Here is a 24409-nt window from a genome sequence, read left to right as displayed (position 1 = left end):
AATGTTGATTGCGATCAGGCGCCGGGGCGGCGCCAGATCGCAAGCGTACCGGCCAGAAGCCACATGCCCACGGCGCAGCCCCGGTTGAGCCTGCGCAGGCTGCGTTGCGAGAGCCAGCGCACGGCTTGCGTGCCGGCGGTGGCGTAGCCCAGCATCACACAGGTGTCGAGACAAACGAAGATCGCGCCGAGCAGCAGGTATTGCTGGCCCTGCGGCTGGGCCGTGTCGATGAATTGAGGCAGGAAGGCCGCGAAGAACAGCAGGGACTTCGGATTGGACAACGCCACTGCGAGGCTGCGCAGCAACGCAAGCCGGCCAGGAAGCGGTTTGGCCGCTGAAGCTGCCAGTTCCCTCGCAATATCGGGTGCTGGCGCGCGCCAGAGCTTGACGCCGAGCCAGACGAGGTAGACGACGCCCACGAGCCGAATCGCGTTGAAGAGCCACTCGGATGCCGCAAGCAGCGAGCCCAAGCCCAGGGCGACGGTGGCAATCACGATGCTGCTGCCGAGCGACGCACCTGCGATTCCCCAGCCCGCTGCACGCATCCCGCCCCCAATGCCGTTGGACAGCGCAAGAAGCATGGTCGGGCCCGGCGTGATCGCAAGCGCGATCGAGGCCAGGGTAAAGAGAAGGAGGGTATCGCCGCTCATGACTTGCCGCTGCCGGTTCTGGATGCGCTCGCCGCGCGAGCGCGGGCAAGGGCTGCTTCAACGATGGCCCGCTTGCGGTCTGCCGGGGGCGCCGCATCAGGCGCATCGACCTGGCTCGGATCGGCAACAGGGGCCCTCTTGTCGCTGCGCAGCTTATGGCCCTCATAGCGCTCGCGCGCGTGTTCTGCCTGCTCTTGCGACCACGCTTGCCAGCCGCTGCGGCCGGGCGTGGCCACTTCCAGCGAGATGCAATCGACGGGGCAGGCCGGAACGCAGAGTTCACATCCGGTGCAATGTGCCTCGATCACCGTATGCATGCGCTTGTGGATGCCGACGATGGCATCTGTCGGACAAGCATCCAGGCACAGCGTGCATCCGATACACCACGCCTCATCGATGACTGCCATCGCGCGCGGACCCTCGACGCCGAACTGCGGATTGACTTCCGTTGCCGGGCGACCCGTCAACCGCGAAAGCCGCTCAATGCCCGCAGCACCGCCAGGCGGGCATTGATCGATCTCCGCCTCACCGGCTTCGATGGCATGCGCGTAGCCTGCGCAATCTGGATAGCCGCAGCGCGTGCACTGCGTTTGCGGCAGCGCCTCGAGCAGGCGCATCGCCAGAGCGCTCACGGCATCACGCGGACTTGCGCTGCGACGTACGTGAGCGGGGTGCCGGCGCAGTCTTGCGTGCTGCAGCCGATGTCGCGCGCTTCTTCGCAGCGGAGGGCTTCGGGTCTTCCTGGGCCAGCGTCACTTGCGATGCGCGCGTCTGCGGCTTGTCGTGCGCCAGGATGAAAGCCTTGACTTCGGGATAGACGCGGTCTCGCCAGCGGCGGCCGCTGAAGATCCCGTAATGGCCGGCGCCCTTGACCTCAAGGTGCCTTTGCTCGTCGGACGAAATGCCCGTGCACAGATCATGCGCGGCCCGCGTCTGGCCCGCGCCGGAAATATCGTCCAGTTCACCTTCGACAGTCAGCAAGCCCGTCGAACGGATGTCCTGCGGCCGTACGGGCTCACGCACGCCTTCGGGGTTCTTCACTTCCCAGGTGCCGTTGACGAGCTTGAAGTCCTGGAAGACCGTCCTGATGGTGTCGAGGTAGTAGTCCGCATCCATGTCGAGGACGGCGTTGTACTCGTCGTAGAAGTTGCGGTGGGCGTCGGCGCTCGCATCGTCGCCCTTGATCAGATTCTTGAAATAGTCGTAGTGGCTGCTCGCGTGGCGGTCGGGGTTCATCGCGACGAAGCCCGTGTGCTGCAGGAAACCCGGGTACACGCGGCGACCGGCGCCGGGAAAGCCGTCCGGCACGCGGTAGATCACGTTGTTCTCGAACCATTCGAAGCTCTTGTTCATTGCCAGGTTGTTGACCGCGGTAGGCGATTTGCGCGCATCGATCGGGCCGCCCATCATCGTCATCGACAGCGGCGCCTTTTCGCCACGGCTCGCCATGAGCGAGACCGCTGCCAGCACGGGCACCGTTGGCTGGCAGACGCTGATCACGTGGCAGTTGCCGTACTCGGCCTGCAGGTAGCGAATGAAGTCCTCGACGTAGTTGACGTAGTCGTCAAGGTGGAATTCGCCCTTGGAGAGCGGCACGAGGCGCGCATTGACCCAGTCGGTGATGTAGACCTTGTGGTCCTGAAGCATCGTGCGCACCGTGTCGCGCAGCAGCGTTGCGTAATGGCCGGACAGCGGTGCCACGATCAACACCACGGGTTGGCTCTTGAGGGTCTGGAGGATTTTCGGTTCGTCAGTGAAGCGCTTGAAGCGGCGCAACTGGCAGAAAGGCTTTTCGACTTCGATGCTTTCGTGGATCACCACGTCGCGGTCCTCGACCTTGACCGTCTTGATCCCGAATTCCGGCTTCTCGTAATCTTTGCCCAGGCGGTAGAGCAGGTCGTAGCCGGCAGCCATGCGTTGTGCAATAGGCGTTTGCCCAAACACAGCGCCTTGCCCATAGAGTTTTGAGGCGGCTTGTGCGAAGTCCGCAAACGGCTCCATCAGGGAGCGTTGCGCTTCATAGAGTTGGTAGAGCATGGGAGGCCCAGTTAGTTATTGCAGTGCAATATATCAGTTGCCATTTTCTACAAATGGGGCGAGTGTTCAACTTGACAAGGCAGTCGTGACATTCGAGTCGCCCTGAACACTTATTTCGGCAACTTAAGCATCGGGGTGCGGGCCAACCCAAAGGCTGAGTTAAAAGGCGACGCCCTCTCCAACGCGCCGCCATTCACGGCTCAGACGACCTTCGCGATACTCTGGCAGACGTAATCGATGTTCTTGCTATTGAGCGCCGCAACGCACATGCGGCCGGTGTCGGTGCCGTACACGCCGAATTCCTCGCGCAACCGGACCATCTGCTCCTTGGTAAGCCCCGAATAACTGAACATTCCGATTTGTGACGTGATGAAGCCCATGTCCTGCTTCACTCCGGCAGCTTTGAGTCCGTCGACCAACTTGTGCCGCATGGCCTTGATGCGCACGCGCATTTCGGCCAATTCACCCTCCCAGACAGCACGCCGGGCCGGGTCGTTCAGCACCGCTGCGACGACCGCGCCGCCATGGATCGGCGGGTTGCTGTAGTTGGTGCGAATGGCGATCTTGAGCTGCGACAGCACGCGGCCGGCTTCTTCCTTGCTTTCGCAAAGCACCGAAAGCGCACCGACCCGTTCGCCGTACAAGCTGAAGCTCTTGGAAAACGAGGTGGAAACGAAGAAAGTCAGGCCCGCTTGCACGAACTTGCCGATCACCGCGCCGTCCTCGGCGATCCCGTTGCCGAAGCCCTGGTAGGCCATGTCCAGGAATGGCGTCAGATTCGCCGCCTTGACCACGGCAATGACCTGATCCCACTGCGCCGGCGTGATGTCGTATCCGGTCGGGTTGTGGCAGCAGGCGTGCAATACGACGATCGTTCCGGCGGGTGCGGCGTTCAGCGCCGTGAGCATGCCGTCGAAGTTGATGCCGCGCTTGGCAGCGTCATAGTAGGGATAGGTTTCGACCTCGAACCCGGCGTTGGTGAAGAGCGCGCGGTGGTTTTCCCAGCTTGGATCGCTAATCAGCACCTTTGCCTGCGGGCTCAGCTTCTTGAGGAAGTCGGCGCCCACCTTGAGGCCCCCCGTTCCGCCGATCGCCTGGATGGTGGCGACACGGCCGGATTTCACGGGTTCGCTGTCAGCGCCGAAGACAAGGCCCTTGACCGCGTTGTCATACGCGGCGATACCGTCGATTGGCAGATAGCCGCGCGCGCTGGGCGACTTCATCATGTCTTCTTCCGCGGCCTGGACGCACTTCAGGAGGGGCAGCTTGCCGTTGTCGTCGTAGTACACCCCCACGCCGAGGTTGACTTTTTGCGGATTGCTGTCGGCGGCGTACTGCTCGTTGAGGCCCAGAATCGGGTCGCGGGGCGCCATCTCGACGGCGGTGAACATAGACATGGAGAAATCCTTTTCGGGTGGTCGATTCGCGTGATGCCGGGAGCTGCGTTACGCTTTCCGGTTCGCTTGAATTTTACCGGCCGCGGCCGCATCTCTCTCAGCTCCAAGCCATGCCAGATACGTCCGAAGTCATTCCAGAGCCTCAGCATGCCGATCCGGTAGGTCCGGTCAAGCAGGGTGAGTTCATCAAATTCCCCGGTTCGCCGTTTGAGCTCTACCAGCCCTATCCGCCGGCGGGCGACCAGCCGGCGGCAATCGCCGGGCTGGTCGAAGGCGTGCAGGACGGCGAGGTCTTCCAGACGCTGCTGGGCGTGACCGGCTCGGGCAAGACTTTCACCATGGCGAATGTGATCGCCCGCCTGGGTCGCCCGGCGATCGTGTTTGCGCCCAACAAGACGCTGGCGGCCCAGCTCTACAGCGAGTTCCGCGAGTTTTTTCCAAAAAACGCGGTCGAATACTTCGTCAGCTACTACGACTATTACCAGCCGGAAGCCTACGTCCCTCAGCGCGACCTGTTCATCGAGAAAGACAGCTCGATCAACGAGCACATCGAGCAGATGCGCCTTTCAGCGACCAAGAGCGTGTTGGAGCGGCGCGACACGGTGATCGTGGCCACCGTGAGTGCGATCTACGGCATCGGCACGCCCGAGGACTACACGCAGATGCGCTTCATCATGCGGACAGGCGACAAGATCGGGCAGCGCGACGTGATCGGCCGACTCATCCGCATGCAATACACGCGCAACGAGCAGGACTTTGCGCGTGGGACGTTCCGCGTGCGCGGCGACACCATCGACGTCTTTCCGGCCGAGCACAGCGAGTTGGCGATCCGAATCGAGCTCTTCGACGACGAGATCGAGTCGCTGCAGCTCTTCGATCCCCTCACGGGCCGCATCCGCCAGAAGATCCCGCGTTTCACCGTCTATCCCTCCAGCCACTACGTCACGCCGCGCGACAAGGTGCTGAGTGCGGTGGAAACCATCAAGCTCGAGCTTGACGAAAGGCTCAAGTTCTTCGTCGCCCAAGGCAAGCTGGTCGAGGCGCAGCGGATCGAGCAGCGCACGCGCTTCGATCTCGAAATGCTGGCTGAAATCGGCCATTGCAAGGGCATCGAAAACTACAGTCGCCATCTCTCCGGCGCGGCGCCCGGCGAGCCGCCCGCGACTCTGACCGACTATCTGCCCAAGGACGCCCTGATGTTCCTGGACGAGAGCCACCAGATGATCGGCCAGTTGAGCGCCATGTACAACGGCGACCGGGCCCGCAAGACAACGCTCGTGGAATACGGCTTCCGCTTGCCGTCGGCCATGGACAACCGCCCGCTGAAGTTTGAGGAATTCGAGGCGCGGACGCGGCAGTGCATCTTCGTGTCCGCCACGCCCGCGCAGTACGAAAAGGACAACGCGGGAAACGTCGTGGAACAACTCGTGCGGCCGACAGGGCTGATCGATCCCGAGGTTGAAGTCCGGCCCGCGACGCATCAGGTGGATGACGTGCTGCAGGAAATCCGGCTGCGCGTGGACAAAAACGAGCGCGTACTGATCACCACCCTGACCAAGCGGATGGCCGAGCAGCTGACCGACTATCTGGGCGACAACGGTGTCAAGGTGCGTTACCTGCACAGTGACGTGGACACGGTGGAGCGGGTCGAAATTCTTCGTGACCTCCGGCTCGGCACGTTCGACGTGCTGGTCGGCATCAACCTGCTCCGCGAAGGGCTGGATATTCCCGAGGTGTCGCTGGTTGCAATTCTGGACGCCGACAAGGAAGGCTTTTTGCGGGCGGAGCGCTCGTTGATTCAAACGATCGGCCGTGCGGCCCGGAATCTTCATGGCAAGGCCATCCTGTATGCCGATCGGGTCACGGATTCAATGAGGAAGGCCATCGACGAGACGGAGCGCCGCCGCGCCCGGCAGATTGCTCACAACGAAGCGCACGGAATCACGCCGCGCAGCATCGTGAAGCAGGTGCGGGACCTGATCGACGGTGTCTACAGCGAGAAGACCGGGAAAGAAGCCGCCAAGCGAGATCTTGAGCGCGCGAAGGTGGAAGACATGTCCGAAAAGGACATTGCGCGCGAGATCAAGCGCCTGGAAAAGACCATGCTCGAGCACGCGCGCAACCTCGAGTTCGAGAAGGCCGCGCGCGTTCGGGACCAGTTGGCAGTGCTGCGCGAACAGGCCTTTGGCGCTTCCGGGCACGACAATATCGCCCCTGTGTAGGCGGGCGGCGCGACTGCCGGGATCCGCAGGGCGCGAGCGGGTTTACCCGAGCAAAGTGAAGGGGCTCCTGCTATACTTGAGCGAAATACTCAACAACAAAGAAACTTCGCGATGAAGGGCCGACTCCCATTCACTGGATCACCAGAAAAGCAGGGGTCGGGCAGGGCGGAGACGACGTCACCACGGGTCCCGGCCAAGGTGTCATTTCAACGGTAAGCACTAAGGAGCTTGCGATGCGTCTCACTACCAAAGGCCGCTTTGCGGTTACAGCCATGATCGATCTGGCGTTGCGCCAGAACACCGGTCCGGTCACGCTGGCCGCAATCAGCCAGCGGCAGCAGATTTCGCTGTCATATCTAGAACAACTCTTCGGCAAGCTGCGCCGGCACGAATTGGTCGAATCCACGCGTGGCCCTGGCGGCGGCTATTCGCTCGGCCGCAAGGCTGCCGATATCACCGTTGCGGACATCATTGTCTCGGTCGATGAGCCCATCGATGCCACGCAATGCGGCGGCAAGGAAAACTGCCTCGGGGAAGCGGGTCGATGCATGACGCACGAACTGTGGGCTTCTCTCAATCAGCGCATGGTCGAATTTCTCGACTCCGTCACTTTGCAGAAGCTGGTCGACGACCAGATCGCCAAGGGCGTTCAGATCGAAAACAAGCCCGCCGTGAAGCGCGCGATTTCGAGCCAGCCTGTGGTCAAGCCGATCAGGGTCAACGCGCCCAATTCGGTATTTGCATTGGGCAACGTTTTCGCCAAGTCGTGATTTGCAGGCGCCTCGGGGCGCCGCTACTTCAGCTTCAACAAAGATAAACCCCACGCCAGCCTGAGCCAGCCATGGACGTCACTCCCCATTTCCCGATCTATCTTGACTACGGCGCCACAACGCCCGTCGATCCCCGCGTCGTCGACGCGATGATCCCGTGGCTGCGCGAGCATTTTGGCAATCCGGCATCGCGGAGCCATGCCTGGGGATGGGAGGCCGAGGAGGCCGTCGAAAAGGCGCGAGTCGAAGTCGCGGACCTGATCGGCGCTGACCCGCGTGAGATCGTCTGGACTTCCGGTGCTACCGAATCGAACAATCTGGCGCTGAAGGGTGCGGCCCACTTCTACAAGGGCAAGGGGAAGCACCTGATCACGGTCAAGACTGAGCACAAGGCGGTTCTCGACACCATGCGCGAACTCGAGCGCCAAGGGTTCGACGTGACCTATCTTGACGTCCAGGAAAACGGGCTGCTCGATCTGGAAGCCTTCAAGGCAGCCATCCGTCCCGACACCATCCTTGCGAGCGTCATGTTCGTGAACAACGAAATCGGTGTGATCCAGGACATGGTCGCGCTCGGAAACATTTGCCGTGAAAAGGGCGTGATTTTTCATGCCGACGCGGCGCAAGCCACGGGCAAGGTCGAGATCGACGTCAAGAACCTGCCGATCGACCTGATGAGCCTCGCTTCACACAAGACTTACGGGCCTAAGGGCATCGGCGCACTCTACGTCCGCCGCAAGCCACGCGTACGTCTTGAAGCGCAGATGCATGGTGGCGGCCATGAGCGTGGAATGCGCTCCGGTACGTTGCCTACGCATCAGATCGTGGGCATGGGCGAAGCCTTCCGCCTTGCCAAGCTCGAAATGAAGCAAGACATTGCCAAGGCGCACGCGCTTCAGAAGCGCCTTCTTGACGGCCTTAAGGATGTCGAACAGGTTTTCATCAATGGCGATCTCGCGCATAGGGTTCCGCACAACCTGAACATGAGCTTCAACTACGTCGAAGGCGAATCGCTGATCATGGGCATCAAGGGTCTGGCCGTGTCCAGCGGCTCTGCCTGCACCTCGGCCAGTCTCGAACCCAGCTATGTGCTACGTGCCCTCGGCCGCAGTGACGAACTCGCTCACAGCAGTCTGCGCATGACGATCGGCCGGTTCACGACCGAAGAAGAGATCGACTACGCGGTTTCGACCATCAAGCACAACGTCGCCAAGCTCCGCGAACTGAGCCCGCTGTGGGAGATGTTCAAGGACGGCATCGACATCAGCACGATCCAGTGGTCGGCGCATTAAAGATCAAAGAGGTATCCCATGGCTTATTCATCCAAGGTTATTGACCATTACGAAAATCCCCGCAACGTCGGCTCTTTCGAAAAGGGCGACGAGTCGGTGGGCACCGGCATGGTGGGCGCACCCGCCTGCGGTGACGTCATGAAGCTCCAGATCAAGGTCAACCCCGAGACAGGGGTGATCGAGGACGCGCGCTTCAAGACATACGGCTGCGGTTCGGCAATTGCTTCGTCGTCTCTCGTGACCGAATGGGTCAAGGGAAAGACGCTCGACGAGGCGGCTGCGTTGAAGAATGCGCAGATCGCCGAAGAGCTCGCATTGCCGCCCGTCAAGATCCATTGCTCGATCCTCGCCGAAGACGCCATCAAGGCGGCGGTCAGCGACTACAAGGCCAAGCATGGCGTCGCCGCATCGGCGACGGAGGCTGCTCACTGACATGGCTGTGACTCTCACCGAATCGGCTGCGCGCCACGTCACGCGCTACCTCGGCAAGCGAGGGAAGGGCGTGGGCGTGCGTCTGGGCGTCAAGACGACAGGCTGTTCAGGGCTTGCCTACAAGCTCGAGTACGTCGACGAACTGTCGCCTGAAGACGTGGTATTCGAGGACCACGGCGTGAAGGTGCTCGTCGATCCCAAAAGCCTTGCCTACATCGACGGAACGCAACTCGATTTTGTGCGTGAAGGCCTCAATGAGGGCTTCAAGTTCAACAATCCGAACGAGCGCGACCGCTGCGGTTGCGGCGAGAGCTTCCGCATCTGACCTCCACCGGCATCGAGCCCGAGCCGCCACCATGTCATGTGCTGGCGGCTTTTTGACGTATGAACCTCACTGACAACGATTTCGACCTCTTCGCGGTGCCTGCCCGGTTTGTGCAGGACCGCGCCAAGCTGGACGCCCGCTGGAAAGAACTGCAGCGGGAAGCGCATCCCGACCGTTTTGCTGCGCAGGGCGCGGCAGCTCAGCGGGTTGCCATGCAGTGGTCAGTTCGCATCAACGAGGCCTACCAGCGGCTGAAGGATCCGATCAAGCGTGCCGCATACATTTGTCAATTGAATGCTGCGCCGATCAACGCCGAGAACAATACCGCGATGCCGGCGGATTTTTTGATGCACCAGATGGAGTGGCGCGAAGAGCTCGACGAAGCTCACGGTGCGGCCGACCTCGAGAAACTGCGGTCCGAAGTCGAAGTCGTCCGTGCTCGCGCGATGTCCTCGCTCGATTGGCTCATTGACGAAAAAGGCGACTACCCTGCGGCGGCCCTGCAGGTCAGAGCCCTCATGTTCATAGAGCGCTTTGCCGACGATATCGAGGCGAAGTCAGAGCAATTGGGACAATAGCGCCATGGCATTGCTCCAGATCTCAGAACCGGGCCTCGCGCCCGATCCGCACCAGCGCCGCATCGCGGTCGGCATCGACCTCGGAACCACGCACTCGCTCGTTGCTGCCGTGCGCAATGGAGTCGCCGAATGCTTGCCAGATGCGGAAGGCCGCGTGGTGCTCCCTTCGGCCGTGCGCTATCTCGACAAGGATCGCCGGCAGATCGGCTTCGACGCGTTGGCTGCACGCGTGGGCGATCCCACCAATGTCATCACGTCCGTCAAGCGCTTGATGGGCCGCGGCATCCAGGACATCGGCAATCGCGAAGCAATGGCCTACCACCTGACGGACGACGCAGGCATGGTCAGGGTGCGCACGGCGGCCGGCGAGAAGTCGCCGATTGAAGTCAGCGCCGAGATCCTCGCGACCCTTCGCTATCGGGCCGAGGACACTTTCAATGCGGATCTGTACGGCGCGGTGATCACCGTTCCCGCGTACTTCGACGAAGGCCAGCGCCAAGCCACCAAGGACGCCGCTCAACTCGCAGGACTGAACGTGCTGCGCCTCATCAGCGAGCCGACGTCGGCAGCAATTGCCTACGGGCTCGACAACGCGAGCGAGGGTGTGTACGCCGTCTACGATCTTGGCGGTGGCACTTTCGACATTTCGATCCTGCGCCTGACGCAGGGCGTATTCGAGGTCATTGCAACCGGCGGCGATTCGGCCTTGGGAGGCGACGACTACGATCACGTATTGGCGGACGTGGTCCTCGCGCAAGCAGGCCTGAAGGTGTCCAGCGATACCGACAAGGCTGCGCTGCTGGTGACGGCTCGGGCAGCCAAGGAGGCGCTCACGTCTGCTGAAACAACTCTGTTCTCCGCCAGCCTGCAGGCCGGCAATGTGACCGCCGAGATCCGGCGCGACCAATTCGAAGGCGCGACCCAGCCCCTCACCGCACGAACGATCGCTGCCGTTCGCAAGGCCTTGCGAGACGCTAAGCTCCAGCCGACGGACATGCAGGGGGTCGTGCTGGTTGGCGGGGCCACGCGAATGCCGCAGATTCGGCGCGCAGTCGGTGAGTTCTTTGGTCGAGAGCCATTGACCAATCTCAATCCTGACGAGGTGGTGGCACTGGGCGCGGCCATCCAGGCCAATCAGCTTGCCGGGAATGCGGGCGCCGATGACCTGTTGCTGCTGGATGTGATTCCGCTTTCGCTCGGCATTGAAACCATGGGTGGTTTGGTCGAGCGTATCGTGCCTCGCAACCAGACGATTCCGACGGCGATGGCGCAGGATTTCACGACATACAAGGACGGGCAGACGGCGCTCGCGCTGCACGTGGTGCAAGGCGAACGTGACCTCGTCGCAGATTGCCGCAGCCTGGCGCGATTCGAGCTGCGCGGCATTCCGCCGATGGTCGCGGGCGCCGCACGGATCAGGGTCACCTTCACGGTCGATGCGGACGGCTTGCTTAGCGTGAGCGCCAAGGAGCAGGGCAGCGGAGTGGAGGCAAGCGTTACCGTCAAGCCTTCTTACGGGCTCTCTGACGACCAGATCGCCACGATGCTGCAAGACAGCTTCTCAACCGCCCAACAGGACATGCAGGCACGCGCACTGGTCGAGGCGCGGGTGGACGCCGATCGCATGCTGCTGGCGACACAGAGTGCGCTGGATATAGATGGTGCGCTTTTGTCCCCCGAAGAACGCGGGGCGATTCATTCGTTGATGGACGCCCTGCGCGAAGCCCGATCCACCGGCGACGCAGCCACTGTCGAAGCGGCGACCAAGGCGCTCGCCGATGGCACCGAAGCCTTCGCGGCCGAACGGATGAACGCCGGGATCGCGCGAGCGCTCTCGGGTCGCCAGATCGAATCCCTCTAGAACAAGCAATGCCCACGATCAAGATCCTTCCCCACCCCGAATACTGTCCCGAGGGCGCCGAGATCACCGCCACGGCGGGTACCTCGATCTGCGAGGCTCTGCTCGAGCACGACATCAACATCGAGCATGCCTGCGAGATGAGCTGCGCGTGCACGACCTGCCACGTGGTGGTCCGCAAAGGGCTGGAGTCACTGAACGATGCCGAGGAAGAAGAAGAAGACCTGCTGGATCGCGCTTGGGGCCTCGAGCCCCAGTCGCGCCTGAGCTGCCAGGCAATCCTTGCACAATCAGACCTGACCGTCGAAATCCCGAAGTACTCGATCAATCACGCGAAAGAAAACCACTGATGACAAGGCAGATCGTTCTCGATACCGAAACCACGGGCCTTTCGGCTGAAAACGGCGATCGCATCATCGAACTCGGGTGCGTCGAGCTGTTCAACCGAAAGCTCACGGGCAACGATCTGCACATCTACTTCAATCCTGAGCGGGAAAGCCATGAGGACGCCCTCAAGGTCCACGGCTTGACGTCCGACTTTCTGCGCGACAAACCCAAGTTCGTCACGCTGGCCAATGACATCGTGGAGTATCTGCGTGGTGCGGAACTGATCATTCACAACGCAGCTTTCGACGTCGGGTTTCTCAACAAGGAATTCGAGCTTGCCGGCCTGCCTCGCTTGCAAAGCTTCGTTGGCGAGGTGACCGACACGCTGGCCATGGCCAAGATGGTGTACCCCGGCAAGCGCAATTCGCTGGATGCGCTATGCGACCGATTCGGGGTGGACCGTTCGAACCGCACCTTCCACGGCGCCAAGCTCGATGCCCAACTGCTGGCCGACGTCTACATCAATCTCACGCGCGGACAGGATGCGCTGCTGATCGACGTGGTGCCGAACGAACCGGTGCTGGGCGCCATCGTTGTCGTGGAACTGAGCACCTACGAGTTGCCGGTTTTGGTCGCGACCGAACACGAACTTGCCGCGCACGACGAAGTGCTGGCGCAACTCGATAAGGCGAGCAACGGACGCACTCTTTTTCGACAAATTGCTGATTTTGCTGTGGCATAATCGAAGGCTTCGTGCCATACACGGCGCGAAAAATCCAAACGGCGCAGGTATTCAATATCTGCGCCACGGGCGGTTAGCTCAGGGGTAGAGCACAGCATTCACACTGCTGGGGTCGGAGGTTCGAAGCCTCCACCGCCCACCAAATTCCCCCCCTCTCTCTTTGTCCCCAGCGCTGGTCCTTCAGATCAGCGCTGTGCGTCACGTTGCGCTCGCGGCTTCCGAAGTTGCGCTTGAGGCTCGCCTTCGGCGGCCCTGCTGACGATGGCAAAGAAATCACGCGCATACGAGCAGTCGGCGAAGGCAATGCCGAGTTCGACGAGTTCAAAACGAACTTCAGCCTTGCAGCAAATTGGGCGTGCACGGATGTGACGGCGAAACTGGCGCAGGAGATTCGCGGGGACGAAAAATTGCGCTGAGTCCGCTGGTTCGGGCCACGTCTCTTACCCCTTGCATCCTCCGCCGAGCTCCCGTAGAAGTCGAACTGAAGGAGAACCGCCATGGCCACCAGCCCTGATCTTCCGCCGCCCATCAGCCCCGACCCGCCGGATGTCCCCGAGCTACCCGTCGAGCCCGACGAGGGCCCCGCGACGCCGCCAGGCAATCTGTCCAAGTCGCTCGCCCCACAACCGGCGCTAGTGAAGTGATCCGCCCGCAAGCCAGCTAAGCTTGCGTCATGGACGAATTCGATTGCGCCGTCATCGGCGCCGGGGTGGTTGGCTTGGCGGCGGCTCGCGCGCTTGCGCTGGCGGGCAGAGAGGTGATCGTGCTGGAGGCGGAAGGCGCGATCGGGACCGGCACCAGTTCTCGCAACAGTGAAGTCATTCACGCGGGCATCTATTACCCCAAGGGCTCACTGAAGGCACGACTGTGCGTGCAGGGCAAGCAGTTGCTCTACGACTACGCCATCGAACGCGGCTTGCCGCACCGACGCTGCGGCAAGCTCATCGTGGCCACTGCCGAGCCGCAGGTTGCGCAGCTCGCCGAGATCAAGGCCAAGGCCGCGGCCAACGGCGTAGACGACATGGTTCTGCTCTCAGGCGAGGAGGCGCGCGCCATGGAGCCTCAGCTCCGGTGCCTGGCGGCGCTGCATTCCCCCAGCACCGGGATCGTGGACAGCCATGCCCTGATGCTGAGCCTGCAAGGCGACCTCGAGCAGGCCGGTGGGGTCGTTGCACTGAAATCGGGCATCCTCAGTGCCGAATGCCTGGGTGACGCCATCGTATTGAAGTCCATCGACGGGACGCTTTTGCGATGCAAGAGCGTCGTGAACTCCGCCGGTCTCGTCGCGCCGCTGCTTGCCCGGCAATTCCAAGGCCTGCCGGCGACTTCCGTACCCAAGGCTTATTTCGCAAAAGGCAACTACTTCACGCTGGCTGGGCGGGCGCCGTTCAGCCGGTTGATCTACCCCGTTCCCGAGGCTGCGGGCCTGGGCGTGCATCTCACACTCGATCTGGGCGGACAGGCCAAGTTCGGTCCTGACGTTCAGTGGGTGGACTCGCCCGAGGATCTGGTGGTCGATCCCGCGCGGGGAGAGGGCTTCTATGCCGAGGTGCGCAAATACTGGCCCGCCTTGCCGGACGGCGCGCTGATTCCCGGATATGCCGGCATTCGCCCCAAGATCTCCGGGCCCGGAGATGCTGCTGCGGACTTCATGATCGCAGGCCCGGCGCTGCACGGAGTGCCGGGCTTGGTCAACCTCTTCGGGATCGAATCGCCGGGGTTGACCAGCAGCCTCGCAATTGCCGATCATGTCGTGGGAATTCTGTCGTAGATGCACTTGGGCATGTACTATGACGCGGAGCGTCGTTTGTCGGCGTGTGTTGCCGGCGCGGTGCCGGCGTGACTGAGGAGGACAACTTTAAATGACTGCATCCAATAATCTCGAAGCGGCAGCCAACGCCGTTGCTGAAGACATCGCGAGCGACGTTCGCGGTGTGCTCGCCAGCAAGGATCTCGACTCCGTTCCCCATATCAAGGCGCTTCGCCAGCGCATCGACAGCAAGCTGGCTATCGCGCGCGAACTGGCTGCCGAAAAGAGCCGTATCGCGAGCAAGAAAGCCCGTGAGGCAGCCAACTCGGCCAACGCCTACGCCCACGATGAGCCCTGGCAAATCGCCGGCGCTGCGTTGGCGGTGGGGGTGCTGGTGGGCCTGCTGCTTGGCCGCCGCTGAGCACGCCCGCCTGAGCGCGCAACAGCCAACCGCTTCCGCGGCTCCCATCGGCGGTGAGGCTCGCGGAGGGCACACGTGAAGTGGTTGTCATCGCTTTTTGGGATCAGGTCCCAATGGCGGCGCGTGCGCATCCTGGCGGGCGAAGGCGCCCTGGCTGCTGAAGACCGCCTGGACTTGCTGCGTTTCGCCTGGGAAGACGAAAAGAAGCGTTTGCGATCGATGCTGGGCTTGGTGATCGCGGTGGTCGGGTTGACGACCATTGCGATTGCGCTGCTGTCCGTGGCGATCGTCGTCCATTTCTGGGATTCACCGAATCGCACTGCCGCCGCCTGGTCGGTGGCGGCGGTCTGGCTGGTGCTGTGGCTCGTGTCAGTGATCGCGCTTGTGTCGATGAGTGGCAAACCTTCGACCGCCTTCGAGCCGGTGTTGCAAGAGCTGGAGCGCGATCGCCAGTGGCTTCGACACAGCCTGGGCCGCGGTAGCCCGGACAGTGACAGCATGACCCCGCGTGAGCGGCGCCCGGTGAGTCGTCCGGAGCTGCTTGCGCGAATCGAAAAGCAGCGGATGCGTATCGCAACGCTCCAGGCTGCAGCGACGGGAGCCGGGGAAGCGCCAGTGCCTAACGAGACGACAAGCGCTGCGGCAATGCGCCTCGCGCGCGAACACCCTGTAGCTGCTGGCGTGGCCGCGGCGGCGGTGGTGGCTGCATTGGGACCGCGCCGCCTGGTGCGCTGGGCCAGCGTGCTCGTGCCGGTTCTTTGGCGGATGCGCTGAGGGCGACGGCGCATTCCCAGACAGACCCTCAGGCCCTGCCGCGTTCGTCGCGCAAGGCCTGGGCGGCCCGATGCACCAGCGCCGGTCCGCGGTAGATCAAACCCGTGTAAATCTGGACCACATCGGCGCCGGCCGCAATCTTTGCTTTGGCGTCGGCTGCGCTCAGGATGCCGCCCACGCCGATGATCGGAAACCTGCTTCCCAAGGCGGCCCGCAACTGGCCGATCACTCGATTGCTTGTTTCCCTGACCGGCGCGCCCGAAAGGCCGCCGGCCTCTTCGGCGTGCGGCAAGCCTGCCACTGCATCTCGCGAAAGCGTCGTGTTGGTGGCGATGACGCCGTCCATGCCGTGCCGGACCAGCGTGGCTGCGATCACCTTGACCTGGCTCTCGTCGAGGTCCGGCGCAATCTTGACAAAGAGGGGGACTCGCCGACCTTGCCTCGCCGCAAGCGCCGCCCGTTTGTCGGCCACGGCGCCGAGGAGCGCGTCCAGCGCCTCGTCACTCTGGAGTGAGCGCAAGTTCGCTGTGTTGGGGCTCGAGATATTGATGGTCACGTAGTCCGCATGCGGATACACACCGTCCAGGCACACAAGATAGTCGTCCACGGCCCGTTCGATCGGCGTCGCTGCGTTCTTGCCGATGTTGAGCCCCAGCAGCATCGGCGCTTTTGACGCATTTCGGCGAAAGCGCGCGCGTTGCACGTTGGCGACGAAGGCGTCCAGTCCTTCGTTGTTGAAGCCGAGCCGATTAATCAGTGCATCCCGCTGCGGCAGGCGGAACATGCGTGGCCGCGGGTTGCCGGGTTGCGCCTTCGGCGTGACGGTTCCGACTTCGACAAAGCCAAATCCCATCGCCGCGAAAGCATCGATGCAGCGTGCGTTCTTGTCCAGACCGGCGGCCAGGCCGACCCGATTCGGAAAGGTGAGGCCGGCAAGCGTGATTCGGTCTTCGACGCGAGGTGCGGCGTAGGTGCGGGCGAGTGGTGTGTTCTGGGTTCGTGCCAGCGCATCCAGTGTGAGCTCGTGGGCATGTTCGGGGTCAAAGCCGAAGAGGAACGGACGGGCAAGTCCATACAGCGAGGAGGGCAGCAGCAAGGGCATCGGATAATTCTCGACTTGACTTCAATCAGCCCAGGATTCTCCCCGATGCCTTCTCCCGCTTCAGCTCCCGCCCTGACCCAGGACGAACTCAAGGCGCAGGTCGGTCGCGCCGCTCTGGATTACGTCGTCAAAGGCGAGATCGTCGGTGTCGGCACCGGCTCGACGGTCAACAAATTCATCGATGCGTTGGCGACGATCAAGAGCGAAATCCGCGGAGCGGTTTCAAGCTCCGTCGCGTCGACCGAGCGCCTGCGCGCGCTGGACATTCCCGTTTTTGACAGCAACGAAGTCGAAGAGCTGGCGGTCTACATCGACGGGGCCGACGAGATCGACGGCCGCGGCTACATGATCAAGGGCGGCGGCGCCGCGCTGACCCGCGAAAAAATCGTTGCCGCGCAATCCCGGCGGTTCGTATGCATTGCGGATTCGTCCAAGCTGGTCAATACGCTTGGAGCATTTCCGTTGCCGGTCGAGGTGATCCCGATGTCTGCGCAGCGGATCATTCGCCAGTTCGCGCGACTGGGCGGACTGGCGCAGGTCCGCGAAAAGGACGGCACGGCGCTCGTCACCGACAACGGCCAACACATTGTCGACGTGACGGGTCTGCGGATCACCGATCCACTGGGCTTCGAGACTGAAGTGAATCAATGGCCCGGCGTCGTCACCGTTGGCGTCTTCGCGCATCAGCGCGCCAGCGTCTGTTTGCTGGGCACTTCTTCTGGTGTCAGGACGATGCGCTTCGGCTGAGCGCATCTTCAATCTTCAAGCGTCAGAACTTGATGCCGGCAGGATTGCTCGGCGTTGGCTCGTTGCTTGCGGCCGGCGGAGGAGGAGGGGCCTGCACCGGCGCAGCGGCAGGCGCGGCGGGTGCAGCGGCCTTCAGAGCAACGAGCGGCTGGGCCGGCGGATTGCGAAAACCCGTGGGCAGTTGCGAACTCTTCGGATAGCCCGCAGCATCGAGATACTGCGACCACTCCGCGTCGGAGAACCCCTTGAGCTGCTGCGTCCCGATCGTCAGCAAGGGCAACCCGTTTTGTCCGCTCAGCCGTTGCAGCGCTTGAACGTCGTCATTGCTCTTGACCGTCTTCTCATCGAATGGAATACCGCGCGTGATCAGCAGCGAGCGACCTGCTCCGCAAGGAGCGCAATCGTCCCCGGTGTAAAGCGTGACGGGATAGCGCTGCACCACCTGACGCAGTTCATAAGGCAAACCTGAATTGGCGGCGACCGTCGACACACCCGTGCGTGGCTCGGCAGGCTGGGCGCTGGCTGAAGTTGGCTGGTCCGAAAACGTGACCTTGCCGTTCTTATCGACATTGCGATAGACGGCCTGCGCGAGCGCTGCGCTGGCGAGCAGCGTCAGGGCCAAGCCGGTCAGGGCGGTTTTGCGTTTCATCGAGATTCCCCGGTATCGAATGACGCCGAGTATCTCAGGCTCTGCCGCCCTCTGACCGTCACGCCGCCTGCGTTTCGGCCATTCCCTGATGGCGCAAGAGGGCGTCGATCTGAGGCTCGCGGCCCCTGAAGGCCTTGAACGAGTCCATGGCGCTCCTGCTGCCGCCTGCTTCGAGGATCGCCTGGCGGTATTTGCGTCCGGTCTCGATGCTGGGCTCGCCGTTGGCGCCTGCCGTCTCCTCGAAAGCGGCGTACGCGTCGGCGCTCAGCACTTCGGCCCACTTGTAGCTGTAGTAGCCTGCCGCGTAGCCGCCCGAGAAGATGTGGCTGAAGGTGTTGGGCGTGCGGCTGAAGGGCGGCGAAGGCATCACCGCGACCTCTTCGCGCACCTTGCCGAGCAGTGCCAGGACGTCGCCCGGTTTGGCCGCTGTTGCGTCGTACTCGGTATGCAGCAGCATGTCGAACAACGAGAACTCGATCTGCCGCAGGGTCTGCAGGCCGCTCTGGAAGTTCTTGGCTGCGGTCATCTTCTCGAAGAGCGCGCGGGGCAGCGGCTCGCCGGTGTCGACGTGCGACGTCATGTGGGCAAGCACGTCCCACTCCCAGCAGAAGTTCTCCATGAACTGGCTCGGCAGTTCGACAGCGTCCCACTCCACGCCGCTGATGCCGGAGACATCGCGCTCGTTGATCTGCGTGAGCATGTGGTGCAGGCCATGGCCGAATTCGTGAAAGAGCGTCGTCACGTCATCATGCGTCAGCAGCGGCGGCTTGCCATCCACGCCATCGGCGAAATTGCAGACCAGCTGCGCGACGGGCGTCTGCAGCGTTCCGGTGTCCGGACGCAGCCAACGCGCCCGGACGTCGTCCATCCACGCGCCTCCGCGCTTGGCCGAACGGGCGGAAGGATCGAGATAGAACTGTCCGACCTTCTTGCCATCGCGCTCAATGCGATAGAACTCGACGCTCGGATGCCACACAGGCGCGACGTCGCGCTTGATCGACACCTCGAACAGCGTCTCCACGATCTTGAACAGCCCGCCCATGACCTTCGGCGCGGTGAAGTACTGCTTGACCTCCTGCTCGCTGAAGGCATAGCGCGCTTCCTTGAGCTTCTCGCCGATGTAGCTCCAGTCCCAAGGCTGCGGGTCGACCATGCCGAGCTGGTCGGCCGCGAAGGCACGCAGATCGGCCAGATCGCGTTCGCCGTAAGGCTTGGCCTTGGCGGCGAGGTCGCGCAGGAACTTGACCACTTGGCCGGCGGATTCGGCCATCTTGGGCACGATCGAAAGCTCGCCGAAATTGGGGTAGCCCAAGAGCTTGGCTTCTTCCTGGCGCAGCGCGAGGATTTCGCGGATGAGATCGGTGTTGTCAAAGGCCGGATCGCCGAGTTCGCTGGCTCGCGTGACGTAGGCGCGATAGAGCCTTTCGCGCAGCGCGCTGCTCTTGGCAAACTGCATGACCGGCAGGTACGACGGCATTTTCAACGTCAGCTTGTAGCCTTCCTTGCCGTCCGCTTCGGCGGCGGCGCGGGCCGCACTGATGACGTCTTCCGGAAGTCCTTCGAGTTCGCCCAGAGGCGCATACCAGGCGAAGGCATCCGTGGCATCGAGAGCGTTTTCGCTGAACTTCTGGCTCAGCTCGGCCTGGCGTTCCTGGATCTCGGCGAACCGCGTCTTGGCCGCACCCTGGAGTTCGGCGCCGCCGAGAACAAAGTTGCGGACCGCATTGCGATGCGCTTGGCGCTGCTCCGGATTGAGCGTCGCGACGTCGATCGCCTTGTACTTGGCATACAGCCGTTCATCGGACCCCAGGCGCGTCCAGAACGCCGTCACACGCGGCATCGCTTCGTTGTAAGCCGCCCGCAGTTCAGGCGTATCAGCCACGGCATTGAGATGCCCGACAGCCCCCCATGCACGGCTGAAGCGCTCCGAAGCCACATCCAGCACCTTGGAAATAGCCATCCAGTCAGCCGGAAAATCCGGCGCCGTCACCGTCTGCAGCGCAGCCTCGGCATCCGCCAGCAGAGTGTCCACCGCTGGCGAGACATGCTCAGGCCGAATCCGGTCAAACAGCGGAAGGTCAGTGAAATCGAGAAGCGGATTTTTCATAGGGCGTTTCCAATGCAAGCGCAGCGAAGCAGTTTCGGGAACCACCGCGGAACCGGCTCAGCCGGGCCGCCGGTGGTGCCCCTTGAGGGGGAGGCGGCTACACGAAGTGAGCAAGCAACGGGGTGGTTCTTATGTAGTCATGCGCTCGGCAGCTTCAAGGGTGTTGGCGAGCAACATCGCACGTGTCATCGGGCCGACGCCGCCCGGAACGGGGGTGATCCAGCCGGCGACTTCCTTGACACCGTCGAAATCCACGTCGCCGGCGAGCTTTCCGTCTTCCTTGCGGTTCATCCCCACGTCGATGATCACCGCGCCGGGCTTGACCATGTCCGCCGTCAGGATGTTGCGCTTGCCGACCGCTGCGACCACCACGTCCGCATGACGCGTGAAAGCGGCGAGATCCTTGGTTGCGCTATGACAGATCGTGACGGTCGCGTTCTTGGCGAGCAGCATCATCGCCATCGGCTTGCCCACGATGTTGCTGCGCCCGATGACGACTGCATGCTTTCCGCGCAGGTCATAGCCGATAGAGTCGATCATCTTCATGCAGCCGTGCGGCGTACAAGGCCAGAAACCGGGTTGGCCGACCATCAATGCCCCGGCGCTGGCAACATGGAAGCCATCCACGTCCTTGGCAGGCGAGATGGCCTCGATGACACGATGGCTGTCCATGTGCGGCGGCAGCGGCAGCTGCACCAGGATGCCGTGTACCTTGGGATCTTCGTTGAGGGCGTGGATGCGCGAGAGCAGCTCGGCCTCGGTCATGCTGGCCGCGTAGCGCTCGAGGTTGGCCGTGAGTCCGGTCTCGGTGCTGTCGTTGACCTTGTGCTTGACGTAGACCTGGCTTGCCGGGTCTTCACCGACCAGCACGATGGCCAGCGTCGGCTCGACGCCGCGCGCCTTGAGTGCGGCAATGCGCCCGGTGACGTCGCCGCGAATCTTCCGGGCCAGGGCGTTGCCATCGATCAATTGGGCTGTCATGGTTTTCTGTCTTCCAAGTAAAAACGCCCGCTTGCGCAGGCGTGGATGCAAGATGGGCTGCAGTGCAGGCCAGCAATTAGGCTTTCGCCGGAGCCGCCTGTCCCAGGGCGATCTTCAGTAGATCGGCCACTGTGTTTGCGTTGAGCTTTTCCATGATGTTGGCGCGGTGTGCCTCGACCGTCTTGATGCTGATGCCCAGGTCGTCGGCGATCTGCTTGTTGAGGCGTCCGGCAACGATGCGCTCGAGCACCTGGGCCTCGCGGCCGGTGAGCTTGGACAACAGCGCGTCGCGGCTGGCGGATTGCTGATGCTGCGCAAACGCACCGCGCGCGTGTTCGAGCATGCGTTCGACCAGCGCCACGAGCGCTTCGTCGTTGAAGGGCTTCTGGATGAAATCCATGGCGCCCTTCTTCATGCTGTCGACTGCCATTGGCACGTCGCCATGGCCGGTGATGACAACGATCGGCAGCGGCGACCGGCGCTCGATCAGACGGTCCTGAAGCTCCATGCCGGACATGCCGCCCATGCGGATGTCGACGATCAGGCAGGCGACTTCGCGGGGGTCATATCGGGAGAGGAAGGACTCGGCGGAGTCGAAGCAGCGGACCCGGTAGTCCTTGCCTTCGAGCAGCCATTGCAACGAATCACGAACCGCCTCGTCGTCATCGACGACATAGACCGTGCCCTTCTTGGGAATCAAACTCATGCAGGTACTTTCGCCTCGTTGCTTGCTATTGAATCGATAGCGTCTAACACCGGTATCCAGAAGGAGAAACGGCATCCGACGACATCCGAACCATTGTAGATGTTCTCTGCCTGCATCCGGCCGCGGTGGGACTCGACGATCGTCCGGCAAAGATTCAGGCCGATGCCCATGCCTTCGGGCTTGGTGGAGAAGAAAGCTTCGTACAGCCGGTCCATCACTTCAGGCGCGAGGCCCATGCCCGTGTCCTGCACCGAGAACTCGACGGCGTTCTGGCCATCGATGATTTTCGGGAGCACGCGCAATTCGACGCTGCGCCGTGCCAGCGGGCGATTGGCCAGGTCGATCGACTCGGCTGCGTTCTTCAGCAGGTTGACCATCACCTGTTCGATCAGGATCGGATCCACGCGCAGTACCGGCAGGCGCGCCGCGACATAGTGGTTGAGTCGCACGTTCCGGCGTCGCAGTTCGATGCCTGCCAGTTCGACAGCTTCGCTCACCATCGTCGCGACCTCGGCCGGCGTGCGGTTCGGCTCGCTGCGCTTCACGAACGAGCGGATGCGCTGGATGATCTGACCGGCACGTTGCGCCTGCTTCGAAGTCTTGTCGAGCGCGGCCAGCAATGCGTCCGAATCGATCTGCTGCCCCCTGATGCGGGACATCATTCCGTTGCAATAGTTGGTGATCGCGGTCAGCGGCTGGTTCAGCTCGTGCGCCACGCTGGACGCCATCTCGCCCATGGTGATCAAGCGGCTGGCGGCCTGCGCACGGTCGGCTTGGGCGGCCGACAGGTCCTCGGCGTCGCGCCGCGGGGTGATGTCGGTGGCGATGACGAGCTGGGCCAAGCGCCCGTCGACCCAAGTCAAATAGCGAGACCGCACTTCCAGCCACTTGCCAAGCTCGGGAACGAAAATCTCGTTGTTGGCTGGCTGGGCCGTGGTCAGCTGGTCGATCGGCAGACCGGCGAAAGCGTCGACGTCATCGAGTTCTTCATCCCGCGTATGCGAAGCCGGAACACCAGCCTGCGCGACCATGCCCAGGTGCCCGACGGTGTTGGAGCCGAACCAGAGGCGGTACAGCTTGTTCGCGAACACGAGTTCCTCGCTGCCCAGCGGCGCCACGGACACCGACGCGTCAAGCGCTTCGAGCACGGTCGTGAAGCGCTCGTAAGAAGCGGACAACTGCTCGCGGATGCGCGTCGGCTCCGTGATGTCGGTCATCGAAGTCATCCAGCCCGTCTGGTGCCCGCGGGCGTCGATCAGCGGCGAGACATACAGGCGGGCATTGAAGACGCTGCCGTTCTTGCGCTTGACGCGCACCTGGAAACCCCCCGGCAGGGCGCGGCCATGCAACTCTTCTTCGAGCCGCTCGTTCATGACTTCCCGATCGGACTCAAGCCAATAGGGGAAGGGCGGCGTCTGGCCGACGAGTTCGTTTTCGCTCCAGCCGGTCATGGCGCAGAAGGCGGCATTGACGTAGGTGATGCGGCCCTCGAGGTCGAGCACGCGCATGCCGGTCAGCATCGAGTTTTCCATCGCCCGGCGGAAATTGGTCTCGGCGACCAGCGCCTGCTGTGCCTGCAGCCGGCGGCGCGTATGGCGCCAGGTGCCGATCAGCATCCAGCTTGTCAGCACGCTGAGTGCGCCCACCAGCCAGAACAAGCCATTGCCGACCACCCCCTGCGAGGTGCGATAGGCCTGGGCGCGAAGCACCAGCGCATTGCCAACTGGCGAAACCGGCACTTCGTACTCGTTGGTCCGCACCGTCCAGGGCAGGAGCCGATTGCGGGCGCCGTGCGGACTCGCGACGGTGTTGCCCGCGATGAGCCCGCCCTTTGCATCGAGCAAAGACACCGCGTAGCGCGCCGAGACTTCGGCCGGCATGCCGTAGCGCAGCAAGCCGTCGATGGAGAACTCGCCGAGCAGCATGCCGGCGAACAAGCCTTGGTCGAAGAGGGGGATGTGAAGCTGCAGCATTGGCGGAGGATCGCTGCCGGCCAAGGGCAGCGAGAAGACCGGCTGTCGAAGCTCCCGCGCCAGCGCGTAGTTGCTTTCAGTGTCGCCCGGCCTGAGCACTTCACCGACTGCGCGCTGCTGCGCCGGATGGACGCTGGGCGCCGCATAGCTGGCTTTGACGCGCCGGCGGTCGTCGATCCATGTCACCGCCTGCAATTCGGGGAACTGACTGACGAGTGATTCCGCGCGGCTGGTGAATTCCGTAGCGTCTATCTCACGGTTCGATGCGTCGCGCGCGAGGCGCATGAGTTGCTCTTGCCGCTCCAGCAGGCGCAGGCGCACCCGCTGCTGCGCGTATTCGACGTCGCGCTTGACCGATTCCTGGACGCGCTCCATTTCCTCCGCCCGCAAATACCAGAAGGCGGAAACGATCGCCGCGAGGAAGAGCAGCACCGCGGCGAGCGGCGCCAGCATGGCGACCGCGTCCTGCAGCATCGGCGTCTGGCGGCGCCACCAGCGGCGCCACCAGGACAGCGGCGACGCGTGCACGGCGCTTCGCGCGACCTCGATCGGGGAGGAAAAGGGCATCC

At 62.8% G+C, this 24409-nt stretch carries 24 protein-coding genes and 1 tRNA gene; 15 read left to right on the top strand and 10 right to left on the bottom strand.

Features of this window, described 5'->3' with window-relative positions; all coding sequences use genetic code 11:
* Window positions 1-14: 14 nt before the first annotated feature.
* The 4 genes from AC1DSF_RS24925 to AC1DSF_RS24910 all read right to left on the bottom strand — a co-directional run bounded on the left by AC1DSF_RS24925 (window position 15) and on the right by AC1DSF_RS24910 (window position 4084).
* Window positions 15-650 carry a LysE family translocator gene (locus AC1DSF_RS24925; RefSeq protein WP_478128288.1) on the bottom strand — a complete coding sequence of 212 codons (636 nt, stop codon included), beginning with the start codon at window positions 648-650 and terminating at the stop codon, window positions 15-17.
* Window positions 647-1282: an RnfABCDGE type electron transport complex subunit B gene (locus tag AC1DSF_RS24920; protein WP_478128287.1), complete on the bottom strand. Its 636-nt coding sequence runs from the start codon at window positions 1280-1282 to the stop codon at window positions 647-649. Before AC1DSF_RS24920 ends, AC1DSF_RS24925 begins: the two co-directional genes overlap by 4 nt.
* 4 nt (window positions 1283-1286) lie before the next feature.
* The gene (locus AC1DSF_RS24915; protein WP_478128286.1) at window positions 1287-2687 is read right to left on the bottom strand and encodes a polyhydroxyalkanoate depolymerase; all 1401 of its coding nucleotides are present in this window, start codon (window positions 2685-2687) and stop codon (window positions 1287-1289) included.
* A 200-nt stretch (window positions 2688-2887) separates the two neighbouring features.
* Entirely contained in the window at window positions 2888-4084 is a 1197-nt protein-coding gene (locus AC1DSF_RS24910) for an amino acid aminotransferase (protein ID WP_478128285.1), read from the bottom strand.
* A gap of 110 nt (window positions 4085-4194) precedes the next feature.
* Here AC1DSF_RS24910 and uvrB point away from each other — a divergent pair, with 110 nt between their 5' ends.
* The 14 genes from uvrB to AC1DSF_RS24840 all read left to right on the top strand — a co-directional run bounded on the left by uvrB (window position 4195) and on the right by AC1DSF_RS24840 (window position 15575).
* Window positions 4195-6306, top strand: coding sequence for an excinuclease ABC subunit UvrB (uvrB, locus tag AC1DSF_RS24905; RefSeq protein ID WP_478128284.1), 2112 nt, complete (start codon window positions 4195-4197; stop codon window positions 6304-6306).
* Between the two features lie 233 nt (window positions 6307-6539).
* On the top strand, window positions 6540-7076 hold the full coding sequence (iscR, locus tag AC1DSF_RS24900) for a Fe-S cluster assembly transcriptional regulator IscR (protein ID WP_478128283.1): 537 nt from the start codon (window positions 6540-6542) through the stop codon (window positions 7074-7076).
* Window positions 7077-7147: 71 nt separating this feature from the next.
* A complete protein-coding gene (locus AC1DSF_RS24895) occupies window positions 7148-8368 on the top strand; it encodes an IscS subfamily cysteine desulfurase (protein ID WP_478128282.1) in 1221 nt (406 codons plus the stop codon).
* Between the two features lie 18 nt (window positions 8369-8386).
* A complete protein-coding gene (gene iscU / locus AC1DSF_RS24890; RefSeq protein ID WP_478096903.1) occupies window positions 8387-8800 on the top strand; it encodes a Fe-S cluster assembly scaffold IscU in 414 nt (137 codons plus the stop codon).
* 1 nt (window position 8801) lies between these two features.
* Entirely contained in the window at window positions 8802-9125 is a 324-nt protein-coding gene (iscA, locus tag AC1DSF_RS24885) for an iron-sulfur cluster assembly protein IscA (protein WP_184524123.1), read from the top strand.
* 59 nt (window positions 9126-9184) lie between these two features.
* On the top strand, window positions 9185-9703 hold the full coding sequence (gene hscB / locus AC1DSF_RS24880; protein ID WP_478128281.1) for a Fe-S protein assembly co-chaperone HscB: 519 nt from the start codon (window positions 9185-9187) through the stop codon (window positions 9701-9703).
* A gap of 4 nt (window positions 9704-9707) precedes the next feature.
* Window positions 9708-11564, top strand: coding sequence for a Fe-S protein assembly chaperone HscA (hscA, locus tag AC1DSF_RS24875; RefSeq protein ID WP_478128280.1), 1857 nt, complete (start codon window positions 9708-9710; stop codon window positions 11562-11564).
* Window positions 11565-11572: 8 nt separating this feature from the next.
* Window positions 11573-11911: an ISC system 2Fe-2S type ferredoxin gene (fdx, locus tag AC1DSF_RS24870; RefSeq protein ID WP_478128279.1), complete on the top strand. Its 339-nt coding sequence runs from the start codon at window positions 11573-11575 to the stop codon at window positions 11909-11911.
* Window positions 11911-12630 (top strand): DNA polymerase III subunit epsilon, encoded by a 720-nt coding sequence (gene dnaQ / locus AC1DSF_RS24865; RefSeq protein WP_478128278.1) that lies wholly within the window; start codon window positions 11911-11913, stop codon window positions 12628-12630. The genes fdx and dnaQ overlap by 1 nt, the downstream gene beginning before the upstream one ends.
* A 67-nt stretch (window positions 12631-12697) precedes the next feature.
* Window positions 12698-12772: transfer RNA gene (locus tag AC1DSF_RS24860), tRNA-Val, on the top strand.
* Between the two features lie 88 nt (window positions 12773-12860).
* Window positions 12861-13046: a hypothetical protein gene (locus AC1DSF_RS24855; protein ID WP_478128277.1), complete on the top strand. Its 186-nt coding sequence runs from the start codon at window positions 12861-12863 to the stop codon at window positions 13044-13046.
* A 257-nt stretch (window positions 13047-13303) separates the two neighbouring features.
* The gene (locus tag AC1DSF_RS24850) at window positions 13304-14401 is read left to right on the top strand and encodes an NAD(P)/FAD-dependent oxidoreductase (RefSeq protein ID WP_478128275.1); all 1098 of its coding nucleotides are present in this window, start codon (window positions 13304-13306) and stop codon (window positions 14399-14401) included.
* Between the two features lie 91 nt (window positions 14402-14492).
* The gene (locus AC1DSF_RS24845) at window positions 14493-14801 is read left to right on the top strand and encodes a glycine zipper domain-containing protein (RefSeq protein WP_478128274.1); all 309 of its coding nucleotides are present in this window, start codon (window positions 14493-14495) and stop codon (window positions 14799-14801) included.
* A 75-nt stretch (window positions 14802-14876) separates the two neighbouring features.
* On the top strand, window positions 14877-15575 hold the full coding sequence (locus tag AC1DSF_RS24840; RefSeq protein ID WP_478128273.1) for a phage holin family protein: 699 nt from the start codon (window positions 14877-14879) through the stop codon (window positions 15573-15575).
* 28 nt (window positions 15576-15603) lie between these two features.
* Here the strand turns inward: AC1DSF_RS24840 and AC1DSF_RS24835 are convergent, their stop codons facing one another.
* Window positions 15604-16677 carry a quinone-dependent dihydroorotate dehydrogenase gene (locus tag AC1DSF_RS24835; protein WP_478128272.1) on the bottom strand — a complete coding sequence of 358 codons (1074 nt, stop codon included), beginning with the start codon at window positions 16675-16677 and terminating at the stop codon, window positions 15604-15606.
* A 45-nt stretch (window positions 16678-16722) separates the two neighbouring features.
* On the opposite strand from AC1DSF_RS24835, the gene rpiA reads away from it, so the two are divergent.
* Window positions 16723-17424 carry a ribose-5-phosphate isomerase RpiA gene (rpiA, locus tag AC1DSF_RS24830; protein ID WP_478128271.1) on the top strand — a complete coding sequence of 234 codons (702 nt, stop codon included), beginning with the start codon at window positions 16723-16725 and terminating at the stop codon, window positions 17422-17424.
* A gap of 22 nt (window positions 17425-17446) precedes the next feature.
* Here rpiA and AC1DSF_RS24825 read toward each other — a convergent pair whose 3' ends face one another.
* From AC1DSF_RS24825 to AC1DSF_RS24805, 5 genes are all read right to left on the bottom strand, one after another.
* A complete protein-coding gene (locus AC1DSF_RS24825) occupies window positions 17447-18073 on the bottom strand; it encodes a glutaredoxin family protein (protein ID WP_478128270.1) in 627 nt (208 codons plus the stop codon).
* A 58-nt stretch (window positions 18074-18131) separates the two neighbouring features.
* Window positions 18132-20180, bottom strand: coding sequence for a M3 family metallopeptidase (locus tag AC1DSF_RS24820; RefSeq protein ID WP_478128269.1), 2049 nt, complete (start codon window positions 20178-20180; stop codon window positions 18132-18134).
* Window positions 20181-20309: 129 nt separating this feature from the next.
* Entirely contained in the window at window positions 20310-21161 is an 852-nt protein-coding gene (folD, locus tag AC1DSF_RS24815; RefSeq protein WP_478128268.1) for a bifunctional methylenetetrahydrofolate dehydrogenase/methenyltetrahydrofolate cyclohydrolase FolD, read from the bottom strand.
* A gap of 76 nt (window positions 21162-21237) precedes the next feature.
* Window positions 21238-21867 (bottom strand): response regulator transcription factor, encoded by a 630-nt coding sequence (locus AC1DSF_RS24810; RefSeq protein ID WP_478104179.1) that lies wholly within the window; start codon window positions 21865-21867, stop codon window positions 21238-21240.
* Window positions 21864-24407, bottom strand: a complete 2544-nt coding sequence (locus AC1DSF_RS24805; RefSeq protein ID WP_478128267.1) for a PAS domain-containing sensor histidine kinase — start codon at window positions 24405-24407, stop codon at window positions 21864-21866. Before AC1DSF_RS24805 ends, AC1DSF_RS24810 begins: the two co-directional genes overlap by 4 nt.
* Between the last annotated feature and the right edge of the window lie 2 nt (window positions 24408-24409).

The sequence above is a fragment of the Variovorax sp. 01N429 genome (genome assembly GCF_056399425.1).
The sequence above is the reverse complement of the archived record's forward strand: the minus strand, read 5'-3'. Positions and strand labels throughout refer to the sequence as shown.

Coding starts and splice junctions, on each gene's coding strand:
- iscA (WP_184524123.1), top strand. CDS start 8,802: ATGGCTGTGACTCTCACCGAATCGGCTGCGCGCCACGTCACGCGCTAC.
- iscR (WP_478128283.1), top strand. CDS start 6,540: ATGCGTCTCACTACCAAAGGCCGCTTTGCGGTTACAGCCATGATCGAT.
- iscU (WP_478096903.1), top strand. CDS start 8,387: ATGGCTTATTCATCCAAGGTTATTGACCATTACGAAAATCCCCGCAAC.
- AC1DSF_RS24835 (WP_478128272.1), bottom strand. CDS start 16,677: ATGCCCTTGCTGCTGCCCTCCTCGCTGTATGGACTTGCCCGTCCGTTC.
- AC1DSF_RS24895 (WP_478128282.1), top strand. CDS start 7,148: ATGGACGTCACTCCCCATTTCCCGATCTATCTTGACTACGGCGCCACA.
- AC1DSF_RS24825 (WP_478128270.1), bottom strand. CDS start 18,073: ATGAAACGCAAAACCGCCCTGACCGGCTTGGCCCTGACGCTGCTCGCC.
- AC1DSF_RS24850 (WP_478128275.1), top strand. CDS start 13,304: ATGGACGAATTCGATTGCGCCGTCATCGGCGCCGGGGTGGTTGGCTTG.
- AC1DSF_RS24820 (WP_478128269.1), bottom strand. CDS start 20,180: ATGAAAAATCCGCTTCTCGATTTCACTGACCTTCCGCTGTTTGACCGG.
- rpiA (WP_478128271.1), top strand. CDS start 16,723: ATGCCTTCTCCCGCTTCAGCTCCCGCCCTGACCCAGGACGAACTCAAG.
- AC1DSF_RS24810 (WP_478104179.1), bottom strand. CDS start 21,867: ATGAGTTTGATTCCCAAGAAGGGCACGGTCTATGTCGTCGATGACGAC.
- AC1DSF_RS24925 (WP_478128288.1), bottom strand. CDS start 650: ATGAGCGGCGATACCCTCCTTCTCTTTACCCTGGCCTCGATCGCGCTT.
- folD (WP_478128268.1), bottom strand. CDS start 21,161: ATGACAGCCCAATTGATCGATGGCAACGCCCTGGCCCGGAAGATTCGC.
- uvrB (WP_478128284.1), top strand. CDS start 4,195: ATGCCAGATACGTCCGAAGTCATTCCAGAGCCTCAGCATGCCGATCCG.
- fdx (WP_478128279.1), top strand. CDS start 11,573: ATGCCCACGATCAAGATCCTTCCCCACCCCGAATACTGTCCCGAGGGC.
- AC1DSF_RS24910 (WP_478128285.1), bottom strand. CDS start 4,084: ATGTCTATGTTCACCGCCGTCGAGATGGCGCCCCGCGACCCGATTCTG.
- AC1DSF_RS24805 (WP_478128267.1), bottom strand. CDS start 24,407: ATGCCCTTTTCCTCCCCGATCGAGGTCGCGCGAAGCGCCGTGCACGCG.
- hscB (WP_478128281.1), top strand. CDS start 9,185: ATGAACCTCACTGACAACGATTTCGACCTCTTCGCGGTGCCTGCCCGG.
- hscA (WP_478128280.1), top strand. CDS start 9,708: ATGGCATTGCTCCAGATCTCAGAACCGGGCCTCGCGCCCGATCCGCAC.
- dnaQ (WP_478128278.1), top strand. CDS start 11,911: ATGACAAGGCAGATCGTTCTCGATACCGAAACCACGGGCCTTTCGGCT.
- AC1DSF_RS24845 (WP_478128274.1), top strand. CDS start 14,493: ATGACTGCATCCAATAATCTCGAAGCGGCAGCCAACGCCGTTGCTGAA.
- AC1DSF_RS24915 (WP_478128286.1), bottom strand. CDS start 2,687: ATGCTCTACCAACTCTATGAAGCGCAACGCTCCCTGATGGAGCCGTTT.